Below are 25,884 nucleotides of genomic sequence, written 5' to 3' on the forward strand. Positions count from 1 at the left end.
TGAAGTAGTAGAAGTTTTTATTTTTTCTACTGTCTACTATGATGGGAGCATATCACAAGAGGGCTGATTGCTTTTTTTATATACAAGAAAGTGTATGTTTCGAAGCGACGGCTTCACATATCTCACGTAAAAATTTCCGCTAAGCGCGGTTTGTCTTCTGTGGAAGTACTTGTGTGGACGTTTTTCTTATGACCGCTCCCGCCAAACGGCGGGCAAAATTATTTGTCCTTCTTCAAAATGGATTCCATCTTCTTCTGGACATGCTGCGGCCAGAACTGAAGCGGCGCTTCCGTGCTTCCGGCAGCCTGCAGCGCTTTATAAATGTCGATTTGTCCATACCCGTAATATTTGTCCTTTCCTTTGGGCCCCAAATCTATGGTGCTGCTGCGCATGATGTCCATCACTTGCTTGTTGGTGAGATCCGGATTCCGGGAGCGGATCAAGGCGGCCATCGCGGAGACATGCGGGCTTGCCATCGATGTTCCCGACAATGCCGCATATTGGTTCCCCGGGTAAGTGCTGGCGATGCTTGTCCCCGGCGCTGCCACGTCGATATAATCCCCGTAATTGGAATACGAGGCCCGTTTCCAGTTGGAATCGGTCGCCGCCACGGCAAGCACCTCCGGATAAGCGGCAGGGTATCCCGGGCGTTCCGTGTTATCGTTTCCCGAGGCGGCAACCAGCACGACGTCCTTGTCGAAGGCGTATTTTACGGCGTCGTGGAGAAACTGCGAGTCCGCATAGTTGCCGAGGCTCATGTTGATGACCTTGGCCCCGTTGTCCGCCGCCCAAATGATGCCTTCGGCGACCGAATAGGTCGTGCCGGAACCGGATTTATCGAGCGCTTTGACCGGGAGCATTTTATTGTACCAGCTGATCCCGGCGACACCTTCGTTATTGTTTACGAGAGCGCCGATAATGCCCGATACATGCGTTCCATGCCCGACGTCGTCCAACGGATCGGAGTCCGGGTTGATGACGTTGTATCCGTTCAGCAGCTGCCCCTGCAGGTCGGGATGATTCAAGTCGACGCCGGTATCTACGATGCCGACGATGATGTCGCTGCTGCCGCGTGACAAATCCCAAGCCTGGTTCGTTTCGGTCGCCGGCAGGTTCCATTGGTATTTGGCGAACAGCAGATCGTTCGGCACATTCGGAAGCGTGCTGGAAGCTCCCTTGATTTTGTCGTTGGTCATATACAAATAATGCGGTTCAACATACAACGGGTTCCAGTTTTTCAAAAAGTACGCCTTTAACTGGCTGTAATCCATGCCGCTTGCATGAAACACGTAAGCGTAACCCAGCTTGCGCGACGATTCGGCCCGCAGCTCGCCCATGATCCGGTTCATTTCCTGGCGGGAAGGATCTTGACGAAAACGAACGACGATTTCGTTTTCGTAAAAATGGCTCGCCTTTTCGTTGTCATGGCCCGTCCGGACGGTAATATCCCGCAGCGTATCGGCATGGACCGATTCCACCTTGAATTTGCCTTCCTTCGGATAAGGTATGAGCCGCAGGTTTTTCTTCTGGTGATTGACCACTTCCATCAAAATCCGTTGGTTCATCAAGGCGATGACGCCCTGCTTCGGCTTGTTTTTGGAGGGCTCGGCGATGACGAAATACTGCTTGCCGTCCAGCTTGAAAGAAGGCGACTCATAGGATCGCTGTTGGTTGATGCTGTTTGCCGCTTTGTCGATATATCCCTTCAGCGTTTTCCGGTCCGCGGCGCTCCAATCGTTTTTGGCGGCATATACGCGCTGTTTGCCGTGTTTGGCGTCCTGCCATATCATCATGGTAAAATGGTCATGCGATTTTTGCAGCTTCCGGATATCGTCCGATATTTGAGCCGGTCCGGCCTCGCTGAGTCTTTCGATCATCGAAACCAAATGCTGTTTGGCGTCGAGGCGGGTCAGTTGGTCCGTTGAAGCGATATCCTGGGCCACCAGGTTTTGCTTGGATATATGCTCCTGCTTCGGAGTGGGAACGACCGGCTCCGCGGCTTCCTTTCGGGTATGGGTATCGGCGGAACGGGGCATCTGCATCACGATAATAAGCGCGGCGGCGGCCGCCGCGATGCCGATGCCCGCCCATGTGCGACGGGACATAAGATAAACCTCCCTGATCATGAAATTACCTTTATCGTTAGGAAAGAAGGGTTATTTTATTCTTGGAATCGCGATGGCGGGGGCTGCTTGTTTTTGTCCGTCCGGAATCCCTAAAAGGGATACCGCTTTACATTGTTTTGTGTTAGGATAGTACATGGAAAAATGATGCTGTAAAGCGGTTGATTTGTATGATGCCAGTATTTGGACTGAAGGAATCATTAAGGGGGAGCAAATTAGCGATGTCAGCAGGTAATGTTCAAAGGTTGTGTGAGACCACGAAGGAGAAGCTGAAGTATGCGATCGATAAGCTGGAGGTATTTTTGAACGAACATTCGCTTTCGCAGCTTGCCGCGGATGCCAACGAGGAAACGGTGCATTTTTACAAAGGATTTCTGTCGGATTTGCGCCATCTGCTAGTATTTAGCGAAGTTTCTTCGGAGAAGCTTGGAATCGCGCTGCGCCGCGCCAATTTCGATACCGAATTCGCTGAGAAAGCTCTCTATAACGTATATCACCATTGCGTGAATAACTTTTTCTATCCGAAAAGCGAAAGTTATTCCGAGGATGGCCGTTACGCTTATACCGGGCAAGACGCGATCCGTTTTCGGGTGAAACCTGTGCGTCCGGTGCGGGACATTATTCTGGACATTACGAAAGTATTTGAAGACCTCAGAGATGACCTTACTTATTATGAAAGCGACTATTTGACGGAGCGCAGAATGCAAAGCCAGCGTTCTCACGCGTAAGCCGCCCGTTATCAACGAATACGCAAAAAGCGAGCTTCGGAGGCAAATCCGAACGCTCGCTTTTTTTCGTGTGACTTCGTCAGTTGTAATACGGCCACCCGTCCGCATCCCAGTACAAATCGCTGATGAGCAGCTTCGGCGCTCCGTTTTCCGCGGCACTGTACGCGTGTCTTGCGATGACGTTCGTGCCGTTGATGTCCTGTCCTCCGGGCCCGATCCACGCGCTGTTGCCGCTGTCGATGACGGTGGCTCCTCCGTTTTTCATGTCGACTCCGTTTTTGTCGTAAAACGGTCCGAGCACGCTTTTGGAACGGCCGACCGCAACTTGGTAAGTGCTGTCCAGGCCCGAGCAGCATTTTCCGATCGAAACAAACAAATAATAATAACCGGTTTTGCTGTTATATACCAGGTTCGGCGCTTCGATACCTCCGGATTTGGTGGCGATCCGGTAGGCGTTGCCCGTCGGCTTCATCGTATCCTTGCTGATGGCGGTGATGTAGATCCCGTTGCTCCATGAACCGAACACCATCCATAGGTTGCCTTTTTCGTCCTGCATCAGATTCGGGTCGATGGCATTATAAGGGGAGGAATCGTTAGAATACGTTACCATCCCCTGGTCTTTCCAAACGCCGCCGGAAATCGAATTGGTCGTGACAAGGCCGATCGCCGACACTTTTGAACCGAACGTGGAGATGGAATAATACAGGTAATACGTTCCGTTGTAATAGAAAATATCCGGTGCCCATACGTCCAGTCCGTCCTGTTTCGGTACGTACTGGCTCCACCAGGCCGGCTTTTGATTGAAAATGGGAAGCGAGCGTTGGTAGGTCGTGCCGTTGGTGGAATAGAGGACCTGGATGCCCGAGCCCGTACTGAATGCCCAGTGCGTTCCCGTTCCGTTTTCCACGATGTAGGCGGGATCATGCACGTTGGTATCTCCGTTCAGGTTCCATGTTGAAGCGCTTGCAGGAATGATCGACTGAACGAAGAACATGGCCGTTAACAACAGGGATGCCAGCATCGTTTTCTTCTTTCGCATTTTTGATGTCTCCTTTCGCATTGCAAAAATGATTTCAAAAAAATATAAAAAGATTTAGTCTTTAATGAAATTTACAATACGATTGTAAACGCTGTCAATAGGAAAATGGTTTGCTTTCCCGGATGGAATTCCGTTTCATGAATTTTGAACTCCGGCCAGCAACTGACATGGGGATCGCGGTATACAGGGTCGTTCACAAGGGGACAATGCTATATGAGGTGACCTAAACATGAGTGATCCAAGAACTATTGTCAAATGCAGCGTCAGCAACTGCAATTTCTGGGGCGAGCAAAACGTCTGCAAAGCGGAACAGATCCTGATCGAAATCGACAAGCATGCTTCCGCGAAATACAGCGAGGAGTTCGGACACGAACATTTCGCCGAGCACAAGGACTATGCGCCGAATTCTTCCGCTACCTGCTGCCTGACGTTCAGACCCAAATCTTCTTAATGCAGTCCGCAAAGTCACCAACCATAGCAGGGAGGTATTCCGATGGACGATTTACGCGAACATGAAGAGCAAGAGCAGCCGAAAGAGGAAAGGGAATACGAACCAAAACGGGAGCGCACGGATTACCCGCGCCGCGACAATCATCGCGAGGAATATGCCGCCGAGGTAGCGCCGCCGAAATCGGCGCGGTATGAAATCGATGAGGATGCCGGCGACGCGGGCCAGGAGGAAACATGGGGAAGAACGGCCGGCTACATCAGCGTAGCCTGCGGCGTCGTATCCTTGTTCCTGTGGTCCATCGTTCTCGGGCCGATCGCTGCCGCAACCGGCTTCTACGCTTACAGCAAAGGTAAAAAAGCGTGGGGCGCTTGGGGAATGGGGCTTGGCATTTTGGCCACGGTAAGCTATTTTATTCTTATTCCATTCGCTCGATAATCCGCCGCCTAAAGCCCGAAAAAGCGTCCTTTCTGCCGTAAACTCGGCGGAGGGACGCTTTTTTATGCCGCTAAGGCGCTCCATTTTAGATGATTACTGCGGATAAAAGATCTTCCCGTGATGGCAAAATACATAATATTTCACGGGAATATGGCGTAAATTGCCGAAAGCATGATAAAATAGCCTAAAGCATTCCATTACTTTGACGAAAACGAGGTTATTGAAGCATGCAGATCGATTCGGCAACCGCGAAGCAGCTGTCTTCGCTTCAAGACAACAGCCGCATTCAAAATAGGGACGAGCTTATCCAGGACATTTTGCAGGGCGGGAGCGGCTCGGGTTTCGGCGTCATGCTGAAGCAATACGTCCAGCCTTCGTCCGGTGACGTATCCGGCACCGATGCTGCGGTGGCGCCGACGGCGCCGGGGGTTACGTACCGCGACGGTTTGTTGTGGCAACAGCTCGGCAAGACGGCAAGCACGGAAACTTCGGATATTTCAGGCCATGAAACGCGCCATTCGGTTTCGAAATCTGGCCCTACTGCCTACGACGATTTGATTCGGCAAGCGAGCGAAAAATACGGCGTCGACGAAGCCTTGATTAAAGCGGTCATCGATACGGAGTCCTCTTTTAATCCAAACGTCGTGTCGTCCGCCGGGGCGAAGGGACTGATGCAGCTGATGGACGGAACCGCAGCGGGACTGGGCGTCACCGATCCGTTTGATCCTGCGCAAAACATCGATGCGGGCACGCGTTACCTGTCGTATCAGATCAACCGGTTTAACGGTCAGGTGAACATGGCGTTGGCCGCATACAATGCGGGTCCGAACCGCCTCGCCAAACTTGGGGTATCCACCGACGAGCAGCTGATGGGCAAACTTGACATGCTGCCGCTCGAAACGAGAAAATACATCCGTAAAGTCGCGGACGCGCAGTTGAAGTACGAAGCATAATACGATAGACGAGCAGGACGATAAACAAACGGTTAAAATGACGGGATCAAACGGGGGAAACGGCTTATGACATCATTTCGGAAAACTCACCCTCCTTTTGATCTTTTTGTATTGTCCGGAAACTGCAATGCGGGAGGATGAGGCAACCATGGTATATTGGGACCATGCGGCAAGTACGCCGCCTTATGACGAAGTCGTCCAAACGATGGCGGAGGTCATGAAAAAACATTACGGCAACCCTTCCTCCATTCACCGAATGGGAGAGGATGCCGCCAGACTGATCCAACGGGCGCGGGAGGTGTGCGCGGCATCGCTGCAGGTGCAGCCGTCCGAAATCATATGGACTTCCGGCGCAACCGAAGGCAACAATATGGCCATCAAAGGCGCGGCGATGCAGTATGCCGGCCGCGGGAAACATATCGTGACGACGGAAATCGAACATCCATCGGTTTATGACACCTGCCTGGCGCTGCAGCGCCAAGGCTACGAGGTGACGTTTTTGCCCGTCGACGGCAAAGGAAAGGTCGATCCAGCGCATGTCGCGTCCGCTGTTCGGAAGGATACGATTCTGGTCAGCATCATGCACGTCAATAACGAAACCGGGGCCGTTCAGCCGCTTGAGGAAATCGGGCGGGCGGTCAAAGAAGCCAATCCGCTGACGTTGTTCCACATCGACGGGGTTCAAGGGTTCGGCAAACTTCCCGTCCGTTTGAAGGCGTGGAAAGCCGACCTTTATACGTTATCCGCCCATAAAATCCGCGGTCCGAAAGGGACGGGCATCCTGTACAAGCGGGAGGGCATCACCCTTCACCCGCTGTTGACGGGAGGCAAGCAGGAAGCGGGAATGCGGGCCGGAACCGAAAATATCCCGGGGATCGTGGCGATGTCCAAAGCGATGCGGATGGCCGCGGAACAAACGGAAGCGTTCATGGCGCAGGTCGGCGCGTTGCGGGACGAGCTTCTGGCCTGGATCGGGACCAATCCCGTCCTTGAGCCGAACAGCTTCAGGGAAGGCGCTCCCCATATCGTCAACTTGTCTTTTCCGGGGATGAAGGCCGAAGTGCTGCTTCATTCGCTGGAGGAGCACGGAGCGTTGGTTTCGACCAAGTCGGCCTGCTCCTCCAAAACGGCCGAGCCGAGCCGGGTGCTGCTGGCGATGGGAAGGAGCGGGGATGCCGCATCAAGCGCCATCCGGATCAGCATGGGCATGACCAATACGCATGAAGAGCTGCAGCAGTTGATATCCGCGCTGAATGCTGCGGTGAACCGCTTGCAGCCGTTAAGGCAGGAAGGAATGAAATAATTTGAAATACGATATGCTGCTTCTCCGCCTCGGAGAGCTTACACTAAAAGGAAAAAACCGGGGCCGGTTCGAACGAACGGTTTTGGCGCACGTGAAGTCCGTCATCCGGCCGTTTCCGGCCGCGACGATTCAAAAGGAATACGGCAGGCTGTACATCGTCCTGAACGGCGAAGACCCGAATGCGATCATCAAGGTGCTGAAAAAAGTGTTCGGCCTTTATTCCGTCAGCCCGGTGGCCGTCTGCCCGTCGGAACTGGATGCTATCATCGAAACCAGCAGGGCGTTTATCAAGCAAATGGATTTGAAGGACGAAACGACCTTCAAGGTAACGGCCCGGCGGGTATGGAAAGCTTTCCCGCATCCGTCGCAGGAAATGAACCATTTGGTCGGGTCGCCGCTGCTGAGCGAATTCGGACAGCTCAAAGTCAGCATGAGGAACCCGGAACTGGAGCTTCGGATCGAAATCAGGGAAAGCGGTACGTACATTTACTGTGAGGTCATCCCTGGCGCCGGCGGCTTCCCGCGGGGAAGCAACGGCAAGGCCATGCTGCTCTTGTCGGGCGGCATCGACAGCCCCGTGGCGGGGTATTCCGCGATGCGACGCGGTTTGGAAGTGGAATGCGTTCATTTTTACAGTTACCCTTTTACGAGCCGGAAAGCCAAAGAGAAAGTGATGGAGCTGGCGAAGGTGCTTTCGGGTTACGCGGGCAAAATCAAAATACATCTGGTTCCGTTTACGGAAATTCAGACTTCCTTTACGCAGGTGGGCCAGGATAATCTGATCATCACGCTGATGCGCCGCTCGATGCTGCGGATCGCCACCATGCTGGCCGAGCGCGAAGGGGCGCTTGCAATCGTCACAGGGGACAGCCTCGGGCAAGTGGCCAGCCAGACGCTGCCAAGCATGAACGTCATCGGCCGTGCGACGGAGCTGCCGTTGCTGCGCCCGCTCGTCATGATGGACAAAAACGAAATCGTGGAGATCGCGCAGGAAATCGGCACCTATGAGTTGTCGATTCTGCCATACGAAGACTGCTGCACGCTGTTTGTCCCGAAATCTCCGACGACCAACCCGAATTTGCATGTGGTGGAAAGAGTCGAGGCATCCCTCGAAAATCTGCCCGGGATGTTGGAGGAGGCCGTGCAGCGCACCGAAACGGTCATCCTGACGCCAAGCTCGGTCATTGCGGCGGACCGCGAGGAAGCCATCGAGGAAGATTGGTTCTAAACCTTAAATCACCAATATTTAAACAACACAAAAAAACCGTCCGGGTTGCGACCTGAGACGGTTTTTTGCATGTCTGCCAAGGTCCGAAGCGCAGTGTCAACCAAACATCGCTAACGGTTTGACTTTAGCCGTACGAATTTTCGTTTTTCTTTTTTTGCTGGTCCAGCCGCTTTTTCACATAACCGGCGATCAGCACGCCGAGGATGACGACCGCTATAAAAGCGATGCGGAGCGCGGGATGTTCTTCGAAAAACGGCTGCAGCCGCTTCTCTTCCGTAATCATGTTGGACGCCGTATACCCGAGCACGGCCGATCCCAGATAGATGATCCAGGTGAAACGGTCGATTAATTTTATGAAAAGGGTGCTTCCCCAAACGACGATCGGGACGCTGATCAGCAGGCCGATAATGACGAGCAGAATATTTTGCTGGGCCGCGCCGGCGACCGCAATCACGTTGTCCAGCCCCATGGCGGCGTCCGCCACGATAATGGTTCGTACCGCGCCCCAAAGCGTGCGCCCCGCTTTAATATCGGTGTGGTCGTCATCGTCAGCGAGAAGCTTGTAGGCAATGCCGATCAAAAGGACGCCGCCGACGAGCAGAAGCCAAGGAATTTTGAGCAGCCATACCACAACGATCGTTGCGATGATCCGCAGGAGGACCGCGCCTCCGGTTCCATAAAAAATGGCCTTTTTCTGCGTTGAGGACGGCAGGTTCCTCGCAGCCAGGCCAATCACGATGGCGTTATCGCCAGCTAAGATAAGATCGAGAAATACGATATTGATCAATTTCGCCAAAAAGGCCAGTACAGCTTCCACATCGGGTCACTCCTCGTCATGACTGTAAACGGAGCCTTAACAAATCGGATTCATTATAGGATAATATTTCAATTATAGTCAAGCATAGCTTGGACGACGGAGGCATAGGAGTAAGTGTGGGGGTGTTGACTGTTGGAACCGATATGGCTGCTTGCCCAGATTCTGATGATCAATTTGGTGCTGAGCGGAGACAATGCCGTCGTCATTGCGCTTGCAAGCAAAAATCTGCCGCCCAGGCAGCGCAGGCAGGCGGTCTGGTGGGGATCGCTCGGAGCGGTCGCATTAAGATGCGTCCTGACGTTCGTCGCCGTGTTATTGCTGAAAATTCCGTTCGTGCAGGCAGCGGGAGGCGTTCTCCTGTTCTGGATCGCGTGCAAGCTGCTGGCGGATGAAAAGGACGATGTCCGAATGGGCGAGTCCGCTTCGCTTTGGAAGGCGGTGCGAAGCATTTTGGCCGCCGATTTCATCATGAGCCTCGATAATGTGCTGGCACTCGCCGGCGTGGCGAACGGGGACTTGGCGCTGCTCGTCATCGGGATCGCCATCAGCATTCCGATCGTCGTTTTCGGCAGCAATTTGATCGTCGGGCTGCTTCACCGCTTTCCGCTTCTAATTTATTTGGGAGCGGGCATTCTGGGATATACCGCCGGCGACATGCTTCTGCAGGATTCCCGGACCGGCATGTTGCTGTCCTCCCTCATGCCCGAGCTTCATAAGCTGGTCCCCGCGCTTGTGACCGCTCTCGTCATTGCCGCCGGAGGCTTCCGGAAGCTGTCGCTTCACCGTTCATAGTTTTCCCGCAAGAGCCGGTTTTTTGCCGGCTTTTTTGTTTGCGAAGGGCAGCAATATTTTACATTTTTCCTTACTTTGGCTGTAAAAAATTTACGGGACGAATATGGTTTTTTCGCTTTTTTTCAGATAAACTAAGGGTGAAAACATGTCGTTTGGTGCAGAAACGATACGTGAAGGTACAGGAGAAAAGAGGGTGGGGAAAATGTCCTCCAAAAACGATGTAAGGCTGGGGTTGTTTATCGTCATAGCCGGGGTAGTTATTTTGCTGGGGAAGTTGGGCGTGTTCGGTTTTTTGGGACGCACCTTGTGGCCGTTTGCCATCATCATCGTCGGCTTGCTGCTCCATCTGCTGTTTTTCAGCAAAAGGGCCCGGGCCTATGTGCTTATTCCGGGCGGCGCGCTGGTGGTGTACGGCTTGATGTTCGCCATTTGTAATTTTTGGGGTTTCGGGCTCATGACGTATCTTTGGCCGGTGTTTTTGCTCGGCATTGCGGTCGGAGTATACGAATACCATATGTTCGAATCCCCCAAACCGGAAGGCGTGCTGCTGATCGCGCTGTTTCTCGGCATCGTGTCGTTCGTGCTGCTGTTCTTTACTTTGCTGCACACCGGCGCGATCTACGTGCTGGCCGTCCTGCTGATTGCGCTGGGCATTTGGTTTATTGCGGGGAAAGGCCGATCCCGTGGAAACAAGTGGAACCGCGGCTGGTGACAGGACAAAAAAACTTGTTTTTTTCTGAAATTTCACTATAATATAAGGGATATGTTGAAGCGTCGGCATTTACCGCCCGGCGCTTCTTTTGGTGAAGACATCCGCACTGATTTGAAAGGGAAAGGATCTGGATAAAACCATGCATTCAAGAGATAAAATTCGCAACATTGCCATTATTGCCCACGTTGACCATGGCAAAACGACGCTGGTAGACCAGCTTTTGCAGCAATCCGGCATTTTCGGGGAGCATGAGCATTTGCAGGAGCGCGCCATGGACTCCAATGATTTGGAGCGTGAACGCGGAATTACCATCTTGGCCAAAAACACGGCCATTACGTATAAAGATTTTTTGATTAACATCGTCGATACGCCGGGGCACGCCGATTTCGGCGGCGAAGTGGAACGGATCATGAAAATGGTCGACGGCGTCCTTCTGGTGGTGGACGCTTATGAAGGCTGCATGCCGCAGACCAAATTCGTGCTCCGCAAAGCGCTTGAGCAAAATCTGACCCCGATCGTCGTCGTCAACAAAATCGACCGTCCGGCAGCACGCCCGGCCGAAGTCATTGACGAAGTGCTCGACCTGTTCATCGAGCTGGAAGCAAACGACGACCAACTCAACTTCCCCGTCGTGTACGCTTCGGCCCTGAACGGCACATCCAGCTTGGATCCCGAAAAGCAGGACGACAACATGCTGGCCCTCTATGAAACGATCGTCGACCATATTCCGGCACCGACGGAAAAAGTGGACGAACCGCTGCAATTTCTCGTAACGTTGATGGATTACAACGAATACCTCGGCCGGATCGCCATCGGACGCGTCAACCGCGGCATCATCAAGCAAGGACAACCGGTGACGGTCATTATGCGGGACGGCAAAAGCAAATCTGCCCGGATCGAGAAGCTGTTCGGCTTCCAGGGCTTGAAACGGATCGAAATCGAAGAAGCGGGCGGCGGGGATATCGTGGCGATCGCCGGCATCAAAGACATCAATATCGGGGAAACGATCGCCGATCCGCAGCATCCGGAAGCTTTGCCTGTGCTGAAAATCGACGAGCCTACGCTGCAGATGACGTTCCTCGTCAACAACAGCCCGTTCGCCGGACGCGAGGGGAAATGGGTAACGTCCCGCAAGCTGCGCGAACGCCTGATGAAAGAGCTTGAAACGGATGTCAGCCTGCGCGTGGAAGAAACCGACAGCCCGGACGCGTTTGTCGTCTCCGGACGCGGGGAGCTCCATTTGGGCATCCTGATCGAAAACATGCGCCGCGAAGGATATGAACTGCAGGTGTCCAAACCTGAAGTCATCGTCCGCGAAATCGACGGCAAAAAAATGGAGCCGATCGAACGCCTGCTCATCGACGTGCCTGAAGAAAGCATGGGCGCCGTCATGGAAAGCCTCGGCACCCGCAAAGCGGAAATGGTGAACATGGTCAACAGCGGCAACGGCCAGGTCCGCCTGGAATTCCTGATTCCGGCCCGCGGCCTGATCGGTTACCGCACCCATTTCCTGACGCTGACGCGCGGTTACGGCGTGATGAACCACGCATTCGACAGCTACGGCCCGCTGCATGGCGGCCAGGTCGGCGGACGCCACCAAGGCGTGCTCGTGTCCAGCGAAACCGGGACAAGCACGTTCTACGGCATGATGAGCGTCGAGGATCGCGGCATCCTGTTCCTGGAGCCGGGAACCGAAATTTACGAAGGCATGATCGTCGGCGAACATAACCGCGACAACGACATCGTCGTCAACATCTGTAAGGAGAAACAGCTCACCAACGTGCGTTCGGCGACAAAAGATGATACAGTAAAAATGAAGACGCCGCGGATTTTCTCGCTCGAGCAGGCGCTGGAGTACCTGAATGACGACGAATATTGCGAGATTACGCCGAAGTCGGTCCGTCTCCGCAAGAAAATTTTGAACAAAAGCGAACGCGAACGTGCCGAGAAGCACCGCAAAATGGCCGAAGCCAATCTGTAAGTTGTAATGAACGTACGGGCCGGACCGGCCCGTTACCGAAAGGAGTGTACCGCACATGCAAGCCTGGTTTGCCTCGCATCCGGTCGTGTCTTACATTATCATTTTCGTGTTGATTACGTACGTTTACAATAAAGTTTTCCGCGTGAAACAGAAGCTTCCGCTGCTGAAGGAAATTTTGCTGTACGTCCTGATGGCGCTCGGATCAGGGATGCTGCTCATATTCCAGCACGACAAGCTTCCGATCATCCAGTGCCTGCTTGTTGCGGTAGCCCTTATGCTTCTTGTCCGCGTCCGGTATTTCGTGGAAGGACGCCAGAAGAAAAAGGCAGAGGCAGCGGCAAAAAGAAGTTAGTTTCGCGGCAACCCATTTCCGGCTCTTTTGAAACTTTTTTCGCGGCGTCGTCGTTTATAGAGAGAATAACTCAAAATAAATGAAAAAGGTGTTTGAGATGAGTTTCAGCAATAATAATTTACCTCCACGATCTCAAAGTGGCAGCAAACAAAGCAAACAGCCGCCCAAAAAGAAAAAAAAGAAGAGCGGATTGAAAGCATTTTTTAAACTGGTTTTGATTGTGATTATTTTGGCCGTGCTTGCCGTGGCCGGTTATGCCGGTTACTTGTATTACGAAGCCGAAAACGGCGTGCTGAATACCGGCAACAACAACCCGGTTCCGCCGGAAAAATCGGCAAAAGTGAAGCCGTTGACGATGCTGCTCCTTGGCACCGACTACCGTCCGGAGACAAAGACGCATCTGTCCGACGTCATCATGGTGACCGCGTTTCATCCGGACACCAAAACGGTTACGGTCGTTTCGCTTCCGCGGGACACGAAAATCCAGCTGAAGGGTTATAAGTCCAACAAAGCGAACGCCTACTATCCGACGTTCCTTTCGAAAGAAAAGGATACCGGCATCAAGGCGGAAGACGAAATGAAAACGATGATGAGCAAATATTTCGACATTCCGATCGATTACGTAACGGTCCTCAACTTCCAGGGATTTCGGGACGCGGTGGACGCTCTGGGCGGCGTGGACATTAACGTCGATATGGACATGTGTTACCGGGACACCGCCGACGGAACGAACATCAACCTGAAAAAAGGCGAGCAGAAGCTTGACGGGACAAAAGCGCTGGATTACGTGCGGTACCGCAAATCCAACTGCCGTCCCAAAACGAAAGGTTCGGACGATTTCGACCGCAACCGCAGACAAAACGAAGTGCTGCACGCGCTGATCGACAAGATGCAAACCTTCAAGGGCGTGACAAGTCTTGGCGGCGTTCTGAAGGCCATGGACAAAAACATGGAAACCGACATCGAAAGCGATCAGCTGAAAAACATGATCGCCACTTATTGGAAGGTAAATAAGGAAGACGTTCGGTTTATGCCGGTTACGGGGACTTGGAGAAGCCCGTATGTCTATGTGGACGATGCCGAGCTTAATCAAGCGAAGCAGGCGCTCAAAGACGAAATGGCGGGAAAAGTCCAGCCGGCTTCGACGGGAAACGCGGAGAAGGCGAATCCGTAAATATTGGGGGCAATATTTGCGAAGACACCTAATATAATAGAGTACACTGGAACCTGTACAGGAGGTCGGGAAGATGTCCGAAGCAGTTGCGCAAGTGATCTCGTCAGCCGTTTTCGATCATACAACCGTATGCTGCAGCTGCCGGCCTGCCGGTTCCAAAGCAGGGCGCTGCTTCTTGCGTCCGCATAAGAAAAAAGCCTAGTGATATTTCACTGGGCTTTTTCTTCATTTCGCGTGGAAAATGTTGCGTTTTGCGGAAAAAGGGCCTGCTTAGCGATGAGGTGTCGGCGCAGCCGGCGGCGTGCCGGTTTTCGGTTTGACGTCTTTAGGAAGCTGCGGCACGATGCGGCCGACGATGTCGGCAAGCTCCGAAGCGAAGCCGGAGACGGGTTCTCCTTTTTTAATATGCTCCCCGATTTCGGCAATCCGGTGCGACAAATCCATGTCGGCGGTCACGAGCGCGTTTTTCCCCCGCGGATCCTTGCGCAGCGCTTCGGCCACCGAATATTTGATGGTGCCGACGCGGGACCGGGTCAGATTGCCGTCGACGTCGATGCCGACGACCGCCGTGTTTCCGAACACGACGGCGTGAGCTTTTTTCACTCCGGCCACGCGTTCGGCCAATGCCTCGAGATGGTTTTTGATCGACAGATCGGTCGTGTTTTCCGCCGTGCGCACCGCCGATTTTCCGGTCGACTGCACCGTTGCCCGGTTGTAATGGGTGGAAGCTGCCGAAGGTCCTTGTTTACTTTGAGGAGAGGGTGATGCGTTTTTGTCCTGAGCCTTGTTACAGCCGCTAACGATAGCCAGTGCCAACACGACAAGCAGAAGCATTCTCATATGTGATCGTCCTTTCCAGGTCATAGATTCTAATGGCGAATTGTAACTTAGGATGTCCATGACGGAATAATTTATGTGTTCATTATGAGTTTGGTGGAGGGAGAAGGTATGAGAAAAATTTTTGTACTGGATACCAACGTGCTGCTTCACGATCCCGGTGCGATCTACGCTTTCGACGAGCATGAGGTCGTCATTCCCGCGGTGGTGCTTGAGGAGATCGATTCCAAAAAGCGCAACGCCGATGAAATCGGGCGGAACGCCCGCACGGTGTCGCGACTGCTCGACCGGTTGCGGGAAAGCGGGCACCTGCACAGCGGGGTTGCTTTGGATAACGGCGGCAGTCTGAAGGTCGAATTGAATCACAGAAGTTTTCTCAAGGTTCAGGAGATGTTCGGGGAGATTTCCAACGACAACCGCATACTCGCCGTAGCCTTGAATTATCATATGGAGGAGAGCGAAAAGGAGGACCCGTCCGAGGTGGTGCTTGTCAGCAAGGACGTGTTGGTCCGGATTAAGGCCGACGTGCTTGGGCTGAATACGCAGGACTATTTGTCGGACCGGACGGCGGGGCCGGACGATCTGTATGCGGGCAACCTGAAGCTCAAGGTTCATCCGTCGGTGATCGACGAGTTTTATTCGTACCGTTTTCTTCCGATCAAGCCGCTGCAGCTTTCCTACCCGCTTCACCCGCATGAGTTCGTCATTTTAAAGGACGAGATGGGAAGCACCAAATCGGCGCTGCTGAAAGTTAACGCGGAGGCTACCAAGCTGGAGCCGCTTTATTTGAGCAACGACCCCGTTTGGGGGATTTGCGCCCGGAACGCCCAGCAGCGAATGGCGCTCGAGCTGCTGCTGAACGACGACATTCCGCTGGTTACGATTACGGGCAAGGCGGGCACGGGCAAAACGCTGCTGGCGCTTGCGGCCGGGCTTATGAAAGTGGAAGATGAGCATAAATACAAAAAACTGCTGATCGCAAGGCCCGTCGTGCCGATGGGCAAAGATATCGGTTACCTGCCCGGGGAAAAGGAGGAAAAGCTGCGTCCATGGATGCAGCCGATTTACGACAACCTCGAGTTTCTGTTCGATACGAAAAAATCGGGCGACATCGACAAAATTTTGATGGGACTCGGCAGCATCCAAGTCGAGGCGCTGACGTACATTCGCGGCAGATCCATTCCGGGGCAGTTCATCATCGTGGACGAAGCGCAAAACCTTTCCCGCCATGAAGTCAAAACGATCGTGTCGCGGGTCGGCGAAGGCAGCAAAATCATCCTGATGGGCGATCCCGAACAAATCGACCACCCTTATCTCGACGCATCAAGCAATGGACTCACGTACATCGTCGAAAAATTCAAGGCCGAAAACATCAGCGGACATATAACGCTCGAAAAAGGGGAGCGGTCGAAGCTCGCGCAGCTGGCGGCGGATTTGCTGTAGGACATTTCGAGGCGATTGCAAAGTCCTGGATCTTCTTGCATGCATGGCGCATCGGATCCAGGGCTTTGATCGTCTTGACGGCCGGGAGTCCAAACATTTCCAACAAAAAGTAGGACAAGCGCCCTATCTTTTTGATAAACTATGGAGAGTGGGATGAAGCATTTTCCGAGGAGGCGGGCCGAATTGAAGCGGAAAAACTATTGGTTATTGTTTGCCATCCTGCTGCTGTCCTTAACGAGCTTGTCCCAAGCCCAAAATTTGACCACTGACGGCAGCCGCGGCGAAGAGAAAAAAACGAACGTCTGGAATCCGCAGCCTGCCTCGCCGCAGGATACGGACAACAAGCCGATCCGGATCGCCACACATCTCGATGAATCCGATTTCAAGGAACTGACCGACTTGAACGAAGCTTTCGTCAGCGAAACCGGAGTGCAAGTCGAATTAAATAACATACCGGATGCCGATGCTTACCGCCGGCTGACGGAAACGCTGAAGGTCGGCGAAGGACCGGACATCATGCTGATCAACACCCCGTGGATCCGCCCGCTTGCGCTCGGCGGCTACATATTGCCTGCGGAATCCTATCAAAGCAGCACGACCGGAGGCGACGTCATCAGCCCGATTTCCCAAATGCTTGAATGGAACGGTTATCAGTGGGGCGTCCCGTTGGATATGGATCCTTACGTGCTGGTGTGGCGGGGACAAGGTTCCGCGCCGGAAACCGGCGATTCGCCGCATGGGGAAAAGGAATGGAAGGAGCTTTTGGCCAAGCTGGACAGCCGAAAGGATAAACAAGCGATCGGTTTGCCTGCCGGCGATCCGTATGCGTTTGCCGCATTGATGGGAGCGTTCGGGACGGCGAATCCGGTCAATCCTTCGGCCGCGGAAATGGAGGCCATGGCGAAGCTTCGCCCATCCATCCAGTTCATTAACAACAAAGACATGCAAACAGCCTGGTCAAGCCTGAGCGAAGGGGGACTGACGCTTATGTCCGTGCCTTACTCGGCGGCCTACCAGGCTCATATGGAAATGACGGAGTTTCGGGTGCCGGAACACCTGTACGCGGCGAATCCTTTTTTGCTGCGCGGGCGGTCTTTTGCCGTTTCGTCGCAGGTTGAGGATCCCGGAAAAGCGGCCGGATGGATCGCGTACATGACGTCGGATATGTCCCAAAAAATATGGACGGATGCCACCGGATATTTGCCCGTGCGCAAAAAGGCGTATGTCAGGGACGTTTTCCAATCGCCGCCGCTCCCGCTCGACCGGTTGCTGAAGCCGAACGAGGGCGGGGCTTTGGACCGTTCGCTGCAGTCCCGATGGAATGATTTCGCCGCAGCCGCAAAACTTTTCCTTTCCGGAAAAACGACCGAACAGCAGTACAGGGAAACGATGAGCGGCCATTCGGCCGAAAAAACCGCCCAATAGAAGAAAAAGATCTACATGGACAGCTTCAAAGTAACGTGAAGCACCTGGTCCGTGCTGCTGACTTCGGTCGCTTTGACGAACGATACGATCTGCTGCGGGTAAAAGCCGAGGTCGAATTCGTCTTCAAGCTGGCGGCAGGTGGTGTCCGGGAGCTCCAGCCCGTTGAACACAAGCTTGTCGACATGGAAAAGGATCGAGTTTTCGGGTTCGTTTTCGATGCTGTAATGCCCTTCCACCTGCAGCGTCAGCGTGCCGCTTGTTCCTTCCGCAATCACCTTGCCGTCCCGGAAACGGAAAGCGAAATTTTTGAACAGCTCGTTTTTGCCGACCAGAAATTCGTTCAAATCCTTCTCCTGAACTTCGATCGTATACGTGGTGCCGCTCGTCCGAATGGCGCCTTTTTTGCTTTGGATAAATTCGGGCAGGTCGTTCATGGCCGACGAAAGGGCCGAAAAATACCGTTTTACCTCGTAAATCCCGACGTTTTCCCAATAGGCCGTAAACTCCGAAATCATTTTTTTCATCGCTTCCGGATCGCTGCTGCCGGAAATGTCGCCGTCCAGCTCCTTTTGCAGCGCCAGCACGCGCTCCCTTTGCTTTACGAGATTTACCCTGATTTGCTCCAGCTGGCGGTTGGAGTCCTCCAGACGGCCTTTCGTCTTCTTGATGCTCGCGTATTCCGACTGGTAGGCATCCAGCACCGTTTTATCCTGATCCATGATCAGTTCGTAAAAGTTGTATATTTCGATAAGTTCGCTTAGGCTCTGCGCCGAAAAAAGTATCGTGAACAAACTCTCTCTATCGCCCATATAATAAGATCGGATGACGGCGCCCGCACGCTCCCGGCGGTTCTCGATTTGTTTCTCCTTGTCTTCCAACTGGGTTTGAAGTTTCTCGATTTCTTTTTGCGTTTCCTCCTGCCGGGCTTTGATGCGTTCAATCTCATGATCGATCTCCACGATCGACAGTCCCTTTTGCAGCATCTGCTGCTGCTCGGCGTCCTCAGGAACTTTCGGATCAGCCTTCAGCGTTTGCTGCGGATGCAGCAGGGAGAGGAGCAAAACCGGCACGATCAGAACCAGCAGCCGTTGACGTCTCCAGATGCCTTTCACAGATCTTCCCCCCTCAAGGCAAGACTAGAACCTTTGATTGCCAGTCCTATTTTAAACTATATGCCTGCACCTTCCATTTCATAATCTTCGTTCACGGACGAAAGGCACGGACGATCAACAAACAATTCAATTTTCTTTTAGCCGAGATCGCCAAAATGAAAAAAGACGGTCCGGCAACGGTGTCGGATCGTCTCTTTTGTAATTCTTGAAGCTTTGATCGGGAATCCAAATTACAGCGGCAGACCCATTTTGAAGACTGTCCAGTAGCTGAAACCGGTAAACGTCACGATCATGTAGCCCCAGAAGAGAACAATATAGGTTTTTTCCGTAAATTTCAGGTAACCTAAAATCATGAAAAAGGCAGTCTGCACGAAAAACAGCAACGCCATCTCCACCATGTTTCCGGCAAATGCCATCAAACCGATCGCGAGCGTAAAGAAGCCAAGTACTCGAAACATGCGTGCCACGTAAGTATCCCCCTCTCTTATGTACGGTCGTAGCTTTACTACACATCATTATAACGTTATCGCAAATGGGTGTAAACGAAAAGTCATGAACAAATGTGAACTTTTTTCTTTTCTCTATTGCTTATTGTGATCATTGCCATGGAAAGTATTCAGCCCGAAGAATCGCAGGTGAAATTTCCAGCCTTTGGAGTATGAGCCCATTAAAATTTGGCAATACAATTTAGTATCAAATAGATTCTATGAACTCTATGAGAAGCATAGAAATGAAATTAAGCAGCTGTTATACCCCATTCAAACCAAAGCGCAAACCAAGGGTTTGAAGACGGTTATTTTAGGATGTTGTTAGGAGGGTTTTGTTGCATGACAGCAGTTAGACAAGATGCGTGGAGCGCCGAAGACGATCTTATTTTGGCGGAGGTTACATTAAGGCATATCCGTGAGGGAAGCACGCAGCTGGCCGCATTCGAGGAGGTCGGCGAAAAAATCGGAAGAACGCCGGCTGCATGCGGATTCCGCTGGAACAGCTGCGTCCGCAAAAAGTACGAGGAAGCCATCAGCCTGGCCAAATCGCAACGGCAAAAACGCAGCTATTACAAAAAACAACCTGCGAGCAGCGGGTTGCAGGTTGCAGGTCTGGGACTCGAAGCCGAGGCCGGATATTACAAGGTTGACGGGGCAAGCGAGGAGTCGCTGTCCATCGATGCGGTCATCCGCTTTTTGCGCCAATGGAAAGGAAATCTGCAGGAAAACGGGCGCCAACTCAAAATGCTCGAGAAAGAGCTCCGCGAAAAAGAAGACGAGATCGCCAATTTGCGCAGAATCAACGAGCAGCTGAGCAAGGAAGTAAACGAGGTTCAGACGGACTACCGGGTTGTCAATGACGATTACAAAGCGCTGATCCAAATCATGGACCGGGCGCGCCGTCTTGCTTTTTTGACGGAGGAAGAAGAAGAGCTTAAAACCCGCTTTAAGATGGATGCAAACGGCAATCTCGAACGCATTGAATAGGCGTGAACATCATCAAGCCATAACCCGAAGGACCCGTCCGGATCAGCTGAGCCCTAAGCGCCGAACGGGTATTTTGCAGGGGAGTACGAAGTCTGTGCTGACGAAGCCAGACTTTTTTCTCGTTTCCGGGGCTTCCCGTGGGCTATAATAGCAATAGAGGAACAAGTTCTCAAAAAATAATATCGCAAGCAAAAGTCGAAACAGGTGGGGATATACGATGACGATAGATCTGATCGGCGGCGGCTCGCTTGGGCTGCTGTACGGCGGTAAACTCGCGGCTGCGGGGGTTGAAGCGCGGATATGGTGCCGAACGGCCGAGCAGGCAAAAGAGCTTAACTCCAAAGGCATTCTCATTCGAAACGCTGCCGGCGATTGTTGCATTCGGGCGGTGCCGGGAACGTTCGCTGCGGGTACGCTGGAGGAGTTTGCTCCGGCATGGAGCCAAAAGCCCGGACGCTGGATGATGCTCATGACCAAACAAAAGGACACCGAAGAGGCCTGCTTGATGTCGGCGGCGAAATTGCTGGGGGACAAGCAAGCGGCCGGGAATCCGCCGGGGGTCGTCTGCTTCCAGAACGGCTTTGGGCATATGGAGCGGCTGCAAAAGATCCTTCCCGGCTGGCCGCTGTATGCGGCCGTCACGACGGAAGGGGCGAAACGGACGGCATCGCACGAAGTGGTGCATGCGGGAGCGGGAACGACATGGATCGGCGCCGGCGGAGAAAGGTTGGATGGCCGGAATGAAAAACGTCTCGAAGATTTGGCGGAAATGCTGCAAAATGCAGGATTTTCGGCGGTTTTAGCGAATGACATGGATAGCAGAATTTATCGCAAGCTGTTGATCAATGCGGTCATCAATCCGCTTACCGCGCTGTGGAATATACGCAACGGGGAGCTGCTCGCTTCGGACGTTCGTTTGCAGGCGATGAGGCAGCTGCTTGACGAAGCGCTCGCCGTATATGATGCCTGCGGTATCGGCTGGGAAGAGGATATTTGGGATCAGATTCTGGACGTGTGCCGGGCTACGGCACGCAATACCTCTTCAATGCTGAAGGATGTTCAGGACGGGGCGGAAACCGAGGTGGACTGGATCAACGGCGCAATCATCGCTTTGGCGCAAAAAGCCGGGATGCGGGCTCCGGCCCACGAACTGATTGCCGGCATGGTGAAAGGACTGTCGATTCGAGAGGAGTGATCCGTTTGGATTTTCTGAAAAATTCGTTTGTGTTTTTGAGCCTTCTCCCGTTTTTTCCTTTTTTGCTCGTATACTTTATCCATTACAGGTGGAAACATAACCGAAAGGCTTCCCTGAAACTTGCCATGGACGTGACGACGTTGTTCCTGATCATTTCGGTGTCGGCGCTGTTTAATCTTACCTTTGGTTCCAGGTTCGGATTTTATCTCATATTGCTGCTTTTGCTTATTTCCGTAGGGCTTGTCGGCAGCGCGCAAAACCGCCTCAAGGGCAGGATAGACATACAAAAAATGGCGAAACTAATTTGGCGGATGTCCTTTGTCGTCATGAGCTTCAGTTACCTATTATTTACAATATTTGGAATACTAAAATACATATTCATAACGATGTCGTAGAAAATATGCAGGACAAAAAATGTTCAAAAAAGCGGCATCGCCATATACCCAACGATATGAACTTGATTTTGGGTATGGATTTTTTTGACCACTGGTTGTATAATCATTTACCATACACTTAATAACCTTAGGGGGATTTACATCATGAGAAGGAAAACACTATTGACCCTGCTAACGATGCTCCTAGTTGTGGGAACCGTTCTTGCGGGCTGCGGCTCGAAGAACGCCGGCGGCGGTTCCAAGGAAAACGCCTCCGCTGCCAAAGATCAAATACTTCACATCAACCTCAGCGCTGAACCGCCAACTTTTGACCCGGCGCAAGCGCAAGACTCCCAGGCTCATACTGTGCTTAACATGATGTATGAAGGCCTGGTCCGCCTGGATGAAAACAGCAAACCGGTCCCTGGGGTAGCCGAGAAATGGGATATCTCTTCCGATGGACTGAAATATGTTTTCCACCTCCGCAAAGACGCGAAATGGAGCAACGGCGATCCTGTGACCGCCAAAGATTTCGTCTTTGCATGGCAGCGCGTGCTCGATCCGAACTCGACGCCGGCTCCGCCATACGCTTACCAGTTGTATTACATTAAAGGCGCCGAAGAATACAACAACAAAAAAACGACCGATTTCAATCAAGTAGGCGTAAAAGCGACCGACGACTACACGCTTGAAGTCACGCTGAAAAATCCGACGCCTTATTTCCTCAGCCTGACGTCGTTCTATACGTTCTATCCGGTTCACCAATCCGTGAAGGACAACCCGAAATGGGCTGCCGATCCAAAAACGATGATCACAAACGGTCCTTTCACGCTGACGACTTGGACAACCGGTCAAAAGATTGAAGTAACGAAAAACGCAAACTACTGGGATAACAAAGACATCAAGCTGAACAAAATCACGATGTCCCTTTCCAACAGCGGCGCGACGGAGCTTTCCAGTTACAGAAGCGGACAATTGGATTATGCGGGTAACCCGAACGGCGAAATTCCGACCGACCAAATGCCTGCGGTGAAAAAAGAACTGAAAAACGAGCTGAATCTGAAACCGATCGGCAGCGTGTATTTCTATCAGTTCAACGTAACGGCAAAGCCGTTTGACAACGCGAAAATCCGCAAGGCTTTCACAATGGCTTTGAGCCGTCAAGAGATCGTCGAAAAAGTAACGCAAAGCGAAGAAAAACCGGCGTTCGGATTCGTTCCTCCGGGCATTGCGGGCGAGAAAGAAGATTTCCGCACGGAACATAAAGACGATTACTTTACCGAAAACATGGACGAAGCGAAAAAACTGCTGCAGGAAGGCATGAAAGAAGAAGGTTACACGACGCTTCCTCCAGTAACCCTGATTTACAACTCGAGTGAAAAGCATAAGAAAATTGCCCTCGCCGTGGCGGATATGTGGAAGCGAAACCTGGGCGTAAACGTGCAAACCGAAAACCAGGAATGGGGCGTGTTCCTCAAAAACCGCAGAAGCTTGAACTATCAAATCGCACGCGCAGGCTGGAGCCCTGACTACAACGATCCGATGACGTTCTTTGACCTGTGGACCTCGAAGAGCGGCAACAACGACATCGGCTTTAAAAATAAAGAATACGACGCGCTTGTCAGCGATGCACTGGCTTCCTCCGACAACGCAAAACGTATGGACGACTTCGTAAAAGCAGAAAAACTTTTGATTCAAGATCAACAAGTGCTGTTACCGATTTACTACTACACCAACGTAGCACTGATCAAACCGAACTTGAAAGGTGTCAAAATCGATTACTCCGGCGGCGTTGACTTTACGCGCGCATACTTCGAGTAAATGATAGTGTAAATTTGGAAAGTAATTCGGGATATATATGTGGATCTTCCATATATGTCCCGATTTTTTTTCACATGATTTTGCTTGAGGTAGATATTTCTTGAATTAGTAGTAAATAGATTGGACAAAAGCGCCTCGGATTCATTAAAATCGAATTATATCGAATATTGTCGAAATATGTAGAATTTAAAAATAATTGCGGGGAGGGTTAAATCGGGCATGGTTCGTTATGTAGCCAATAAGTTCTTTTATATGCTGGTGTCGTTGTTCATTTTGATATCAGCCACCTTTTTTCTGATGAAAGCCATACCAGGGGATCCTTTTATGTCCGAGAAAAAGGTCCCGCCTGAGATCCAAGCCCGTCTAATGGAGCAGTACGGTCTCGATAAACCGGTATATGTGCAATATTTCAAATATTTGGGCGATATAGCTACGGGAGACTTCGGCATTTCGATGAAACACCAAAACCAGGAGGTTACGGATATCATTCTGCAAACCTTCTCGGCTTCGCTGAAGCTCGGCCTGATCGCGATCGTCATCTCGGTCATCGTCGGGATTTTGCTCGGGATGCTCGCAGCCCTTTACCATCGGAAGCTGATTGATAACGTCGCCATGATCCTCGCCGTATTGGGGATTGCCGTACCGAGTTTCGTGCTGGCGTCCCTCATTCAGTTTATATTCGGCGAGAAGCTGGGCTGGTTCCATGTCATGGGCTTCGACGGTCCTCTGGATTACGTGCTGCCCGTCGCAGCGTTGTCTGCGCAACCGATTGCATTTATCGCGCGTTTGACGCGTTCAAGCATGCTTGAAGTGCTGCATGCCGATTATATCAAGACAGCCAAGGCCAAAGGCCTGAACTGGTTAACGATTATGTTCAGACACGTGATCCGCAACGGCATCTTGCCGGTGGTCACTTATATCGGTCCGATGACCGCCAATATCATTACGGGTTCCGTCGTTATCGAACAAATCTTCGGCATCGGCGGGATCGGCAAAGTGTTCGTTGAATGCATCACAAACCGGGATTACACGATGATCATGGGCGTCACCATTTTCTACGGCGTTTTGCTCATGCTTGCGCGTTTTATTACGGATATCGTTTATGTGCTGGTTGATCCTCGCATCAAATTGACCGGCGGGAAGGAGGGATAACGGTGGCAGCGAATGAGACTACTTTCACGAACGCAGCCGCAGAGTTGACGCCGGAAGACTTCCGTAAAATCGGCGTCGACGAAAAGCAGGCGGAGATCATTCAGCGGGAAAGCCTGTCGGCGTGGAAAGACGCATGGCAGCGGCTCCGCAAAAACAAGTTGGCGATGGCGAGCTTGGTTGTGCTTTTGCTCATCGTCCTGGCAGCGATTTTCGGCCCGTTGTTCGCGAATTTCGATTCCTCGACCAACGACCTGTTGAACACAAACCAGCCGCCGTCCAAAGAGCACTGGTTCGGAACCGACGATTTGGGACGCGACATGTTCGTCCGTACCTGGATGGGAACGCGGATTTCCCTTATCGTCGGTCTGGCCGCAGCCCTCATCGACCTGCTGATCGGCGTGATCTACGGGGGGATTATGGGTTACTTCGGCGGACGCGTAGACGCCATTATGAATAAATTTTCGGAGGTTTTGTACTCCATTCCTTATATGCTCGTTACCATTTTGCTGCTGGTCGTGTTTGAGCCGAGCATCGGCACGATCATTTTGGCCCTGACGATTACCGGATGGATCAACATGTCGTGGATCGTGCGCGGCGAAATCATGCAGCTCAAAAACCGCGAGTTCGTGCTTGCTTCCCGTTCGATGGGCGCAGGCTCCGGCCGGCTGCTGTTCCGGCACTTGCTGCCGAACGCGGTCGGGCCGATCATCGTCACGCTGACGTTGTCCGTGCCAAACGCGATTTTCTCGGAAGCGTTTCTCAGCTTCCTCGGTCTCGGGGTGCAGGCCCCGAGGGCGTCGCTCGGTTCGATGATCAACGACGCATTGACGGGCTGGATGTATTATCCTTGGCGGATGCTCTTCCCGGCGATCATTATCAGCTTGACCATGCTTGCATTTAATATTTTCGGTGATGGCCTCCGTGATGCGCTCGATCCGAAATTGAAATAACAGGAGGTGAGA

The 25,884-nt window shown here is 52.4% G+C and carries 26 protein-coding genes; 20 read left to right on the plus strand and 6 right to left on the minus strand.

Annotation, left to right across the window (positions count from 1 at the left end; all coding sequences use genetic code 11):
* Nucleotides 1–218 precede the first annotated feature (218 nt).
* A complete protein-coding gene (locus GQY55_RS24870) occupies nt 219–2,105 on the minus strand; it encodes a S8 family peptidase (protein ID WP_160044618.1) in 1,887 nt (628 codons plus the stop codon).
* Between the two features lie 239 nt (nt 2,106–2,344).
* Between GQY55_RS24870 and GQY55_RS24875 the strand changes: the two genes are divergently transcribed.
* Nucleotides 2,345–2,851, plus strand: a complete 507-nt coding sequence (locus tag GQY55_RS24875) for a YpuI family protein (RefSeq protein ID WP_160044619.1) — start codon at nt 2,345–2,347, stop codon at nt 2,849–2,851.
* A gap of 79 nt (nt 2,852–2,930) precedes the next feature.
* Here the strand turns inward: GQY55_RS24875 and GQY55_RS24880 are convergent, their stop codons facing one another.
* A complete protein-coding gene (locus tag GQY55_RS24880) occupies nt 2,931–3,911 on the minus strand; it encodes a family 43 glycosylhydrolase (protein WP_373309176.1) in 981 nt (326 codons plus the stop codon).
* 208 nt (nt 3,912–4,119) lie between these two features.
* On the opposite strand from GQY55_RS24880, the gene GQY55_RS24885 reads away from it, so the two are divergent.
* The 5 genes from GQY55_RS24885 (at nt 4,120) to thiI (ending at nt 8,260) form a co-directional block, all read left to right on the plus strand.
* Complete coding sequence (locus GQY55_RS24885) at nt 4,120–4,341, plus strand: DUF1540 domain-containing protein (protein WP_160044621.1); 222 nt, start codon at nt 4,120–4,122, stop codon at nt 4,339–4,341.
* A gap of 42 nt (nt 4,342–4,383) precedes the next feature.
* A complete protein-coding gene (locus GQY55_RS24890) occupies nt 4,384–4,776 on the plus strand; it encodes a hypothetical protein (RefSeq protein WP_160044622.1) in 393 nt (130 codons plus the stop codon).
* 227 nt (nt 4,777–5,003) lie between these two features.
* The gene (locus tag GQY55_RS24895; RefSeq protein ID WP_160044623.1) at nt 5,004–5,729 is read left to right on the plus strand and encodes a lytic transglycosylase domain-containing protein; all 726 of its coding nucleotides are present in this window, start codon (nt 5,004–5,006) and stop codon (nt 5,727–5,729) included.
* A 148-nt stretch (nt 5,730–5,877) separates the two neighbouring features.
* On the plus strand, nt 5,878–7,032 hold the full coding sequence (locus GQY55_RS24900; RefSeq protein ID WP_160044624.1) for a cysteine desulfurase family protein: 1,155 nt from the start codon (nt 5,878–5,880) through the stop codon (nt 7,030–7,032).
* Nucleotide 7,033: 1 nt separating this feature from the next.
* Complete coding sequence (gene thiI / locus GQY55_RS24905) at nt 7,034–8,260, plus strand: tRNA uracil 4-sulfurtransferase ThiI (protein ID WP_160044625.1); 1,227 nt, start codon at nt 7,034–7,036, stop codon at nt 8,258–8,260.
* A gap of 124 nt (nt 8,261–8,384) precedes the next feature.
* Here the strand turns inward: thiI and GQY55_RS24910 are convergent, their stop codons facing one another.
* Nucleotides 8,385–9,077: a TerC family protein gene (locus GQY55_RS24910; protein WP_160044626.1), complete on the minus strand. Its 693-nt coding sequence runs from the start codon at nt 9,075–9,077 to the stop codon at nt 8,385–8,387.
* Between the two features lie 132 nt (nt 9,078–9,209).
* Here GQY55_RS24910 and GQY55_RS24915 point away from each other — a divergent pair, with 132 nt between their 5' ends.
* The 6 genes from GQY55_RS24915 (at nt 9,210) to GQY55_RS31855 (ending at nt 14,290) form a co-directional block, all read left to right on the plus strand.
* Nucleotides 9,210–9,869 (plus strand): TerC family protein, encoded by a 660-nt coding sequence (locus GQY55_RS24915; protein ID WP_160044627.1) that lies wholly within the window; start codon nt 9,210–9,212, stop codon nt 9,867–9,869.
* 202 nt (nt 9,870–10,071) lie between these two features.
* Nucleotides 10,072–10,581, plus strand: coding sequence for a hypothetical protein (locus GQY55_RS24920; protein WP_160044747.1), 510 nt, complete (start codon nt 10,072–10,074; stop codon nt 10,579–10,581).
* Between the two features lie 139 nt (nt 10,582–10,720).
* Entirely contained in the window at nt 10,721–12,562 is a 1,842-nt protein-coding gene (gene typA, locus GQY55_RS24925) for a translational GTPase TypA (protein ID WP_160044628.1), read from the plus strand.
* Nucleotides 12,563–12,617: 55 nt separating this feature from the next.
* Nucleotides 12,618–12,914 (plus strand): YlaH-like family protein, encoded by a 297-nt coding sequence (locus GQY55_RS24930; RefSeq protein ID WP_160044629.1) that lies wholly within the window; start codon nt 12,618–12,620, stop codon nt 12,912–12,914.
* A 97-nt stretch (nt 12,915–13,011) separates the two neighbouring features.
* Entirely contained in the window at nt 13,012–14,088 is a 1,077-nt protein-coding gene (locus GQY55_RS24935; protein ID WP_160044630.1) for an LCP family protein, read from the plus strand.
* A gap of 73 nt (nt 14,089–14,161) precedes the next feature.
* Nucleotides 14,162–14,290, plus strand: coding sequence for a hypothetical protein (locus GQY55_RS31855; protein ID WP_268895063.1), 129 nt, complete (start codon nt 14,162–14,164; stop codon nt 14,288–14,290).
* 68 nt (nt 14,291–14,358) lie between these two features.
* Here the strand turns inward: GQY55_RS31855 and GQY55_RS24940 are convergent, their stop codons facing one another.
* Entirely contained in the window at nt 14,359–14,928 is a 570-nt protein-coding gene (locus GQY55_RS24940) for a YhcN/YlaJ family sporulation lipoprotein (protein ID WP_160044631.1), read from the minus strand.
* Between the two features lie 108 nt (nt 14,929–15,036).
* Here GQY55_RS24940 and GQY55_RS24945 point away from each other — a divergent pair, with 108 nt between their 5' ends.
* Both GQY55_RS24945 and GQY55_RS24950 read left to right on the plus strand, forming a co-directional pair.
* Nucleotides 15,037–16,368, plus strand: coding sequence for a PhoH family protein (locus tag GQY55_RS24945; protein WP_160044632.1), 1,332 nt, complete (start codon nt 15,037–15,039; stop codon nt 16,366–16,368).
* A 183-nt stretch (nt 16,369–16,551) separates the two neighbouring features.
* A complete protein-coding gene (locus tag GQY55_RS24950) occupies nt 16,552–17,793 on the plus strand; it encodes an extracellular solute-binding protein (RefSeq protein ID WP_160044633.1) in 1,242 nt (413 codons plus the stop codon).
* An 11-nt stretch (nt 17,794–17,804) separates the two neighbouring features.
* Here GQY55_RS24950 and GQY55_RS24955 read toward each other — a convergent pair whose 3' ends face one another.
* Both GQY55_RS24955 and GQY55_RS24960 read right to left on the minus strand, forming a co-directional pair.
* On the minus strand, nt 17,805–18,905 hold the full coding sequence (locus GQY55_RS24955; RefSeq protein WP_236575845.1) for a coiled-coil domain-containing protein: 1,101 nt from the start codon (nt 18,903–18,905) through the stop codon (nt 17,805–17,807).
* A gap of 230 nt (nt 18,906–19,135) precedes the next feature.
* Nucleotides 19,136–19,372 carry a DUF2626 family protein gene (locus GQY55_RS24960; RefSeq protein ID WP_160044634.1) on the minus strand — a complete coding sequence of 79 codons (237 nt, stop codon included), beginning with the start codon at nt 19,370–19,372 and terminating at the stop codon, nt 19,136–19,138.
* Between the two features lie 360 nt (nt 19,373–19,732).
* Here GQY55_RS24960 and GQY55_RS24965 point away from each other — a divergent pair, with 360 nt between their 5' ends.
* The 6 genes from GQY55_RS24965 (at nt 19,733) to GQY55_RS24990 (ending at nt 25,872) form a co-directional block, all read left to right on the plus strand.
* Entirely contained in the window at nt 19,733–20,380 is a 648-nt protein-coding gene (locus tag GQY55_RS24965; RefSeq protein ID WP_160044635.1) for an RsfA family transcriptional regulator, read from the plus strand.
* A gap of 217 nt (nt 20,381–20,597) precedes the next feature.
* Nucleotides 20,598–21,575, plus strand: a complete 978-nt coding sequence (locus GQY55_RS24970; RefSeq protein WP_160044636.1) for a ketopantoate reductase family protein — start codon at nt 20,598–20,600, stop codon at nt 21,573–21,575.
* A gap of 5 nt (nt 21,576–21,580) precedes the next feature.
* Nucleotides 21,581–21,970 carry a DUF3397 domain-containing protein gene (locus GQY55_RS24975; protein ID WP_160044637.1) on the plus strand — a complete coding sequence of 130 codons (390 nt, stop codon included), beginning with the start codon at nt 21,581–21,583 and terminating at the stop codon, nt 21,968–21,970.
* 144 nt (nt 21,971–22,114) lie between these two features.
* The gene (locus GQY55_RS24980; protein ID WP_160044638.1) at nt 22,115–23,770 is read left to right on the plus strand and encodes a peptide ABC transporter substrate-binding protein; all 1,656 of its coding nucleotides are present in this window, start codon (nt 22,115–22,117) and stop codon (nt 23,768–23,770) included.
* A gap of 219 nt (nt 23,771–23,989) precedes the next feature.
* Nucleotides 23,990–24,922 carry an ABC transporter permease gene (locus GQY55_RS24985; protein ID WP_160044639.1) on the plus strand — a complete coding sequence of 311 codons (933 nt, stop codon included), beginning with the start codon at nt 23,990–23,992 and terminating at the stop codon, nt 24,920–24,922.
* Nucleotides 24,923–24,924: 2 nt separating this feature from the next.
* On the plus strand, nt 24,925–25,872 hold the full coding sequence (locus GQY55_RS24990) for an ABC transporter permease (RefSeq protein ID WP_160044640.1): 948 nt from the start codon (nt 24,925–24,927) through the stop codon (nt 25,870–25,872).
* The last annotated feature ends 12 nt before the right edge of the window (nt 25,873–25,884 follow it).

Origin of the sequence: Paenibacillus sp. USDA918EY, from assembly GCF_009870825.1 — a bacterium.
Classification (GTDB): domain Bacteria; phylum Bacillota; class Bacilli; order Paenibacillales; family Paenibacillaceae; genus Paenibacillus_AQ; species Paenibacillus_AQ albilobatus.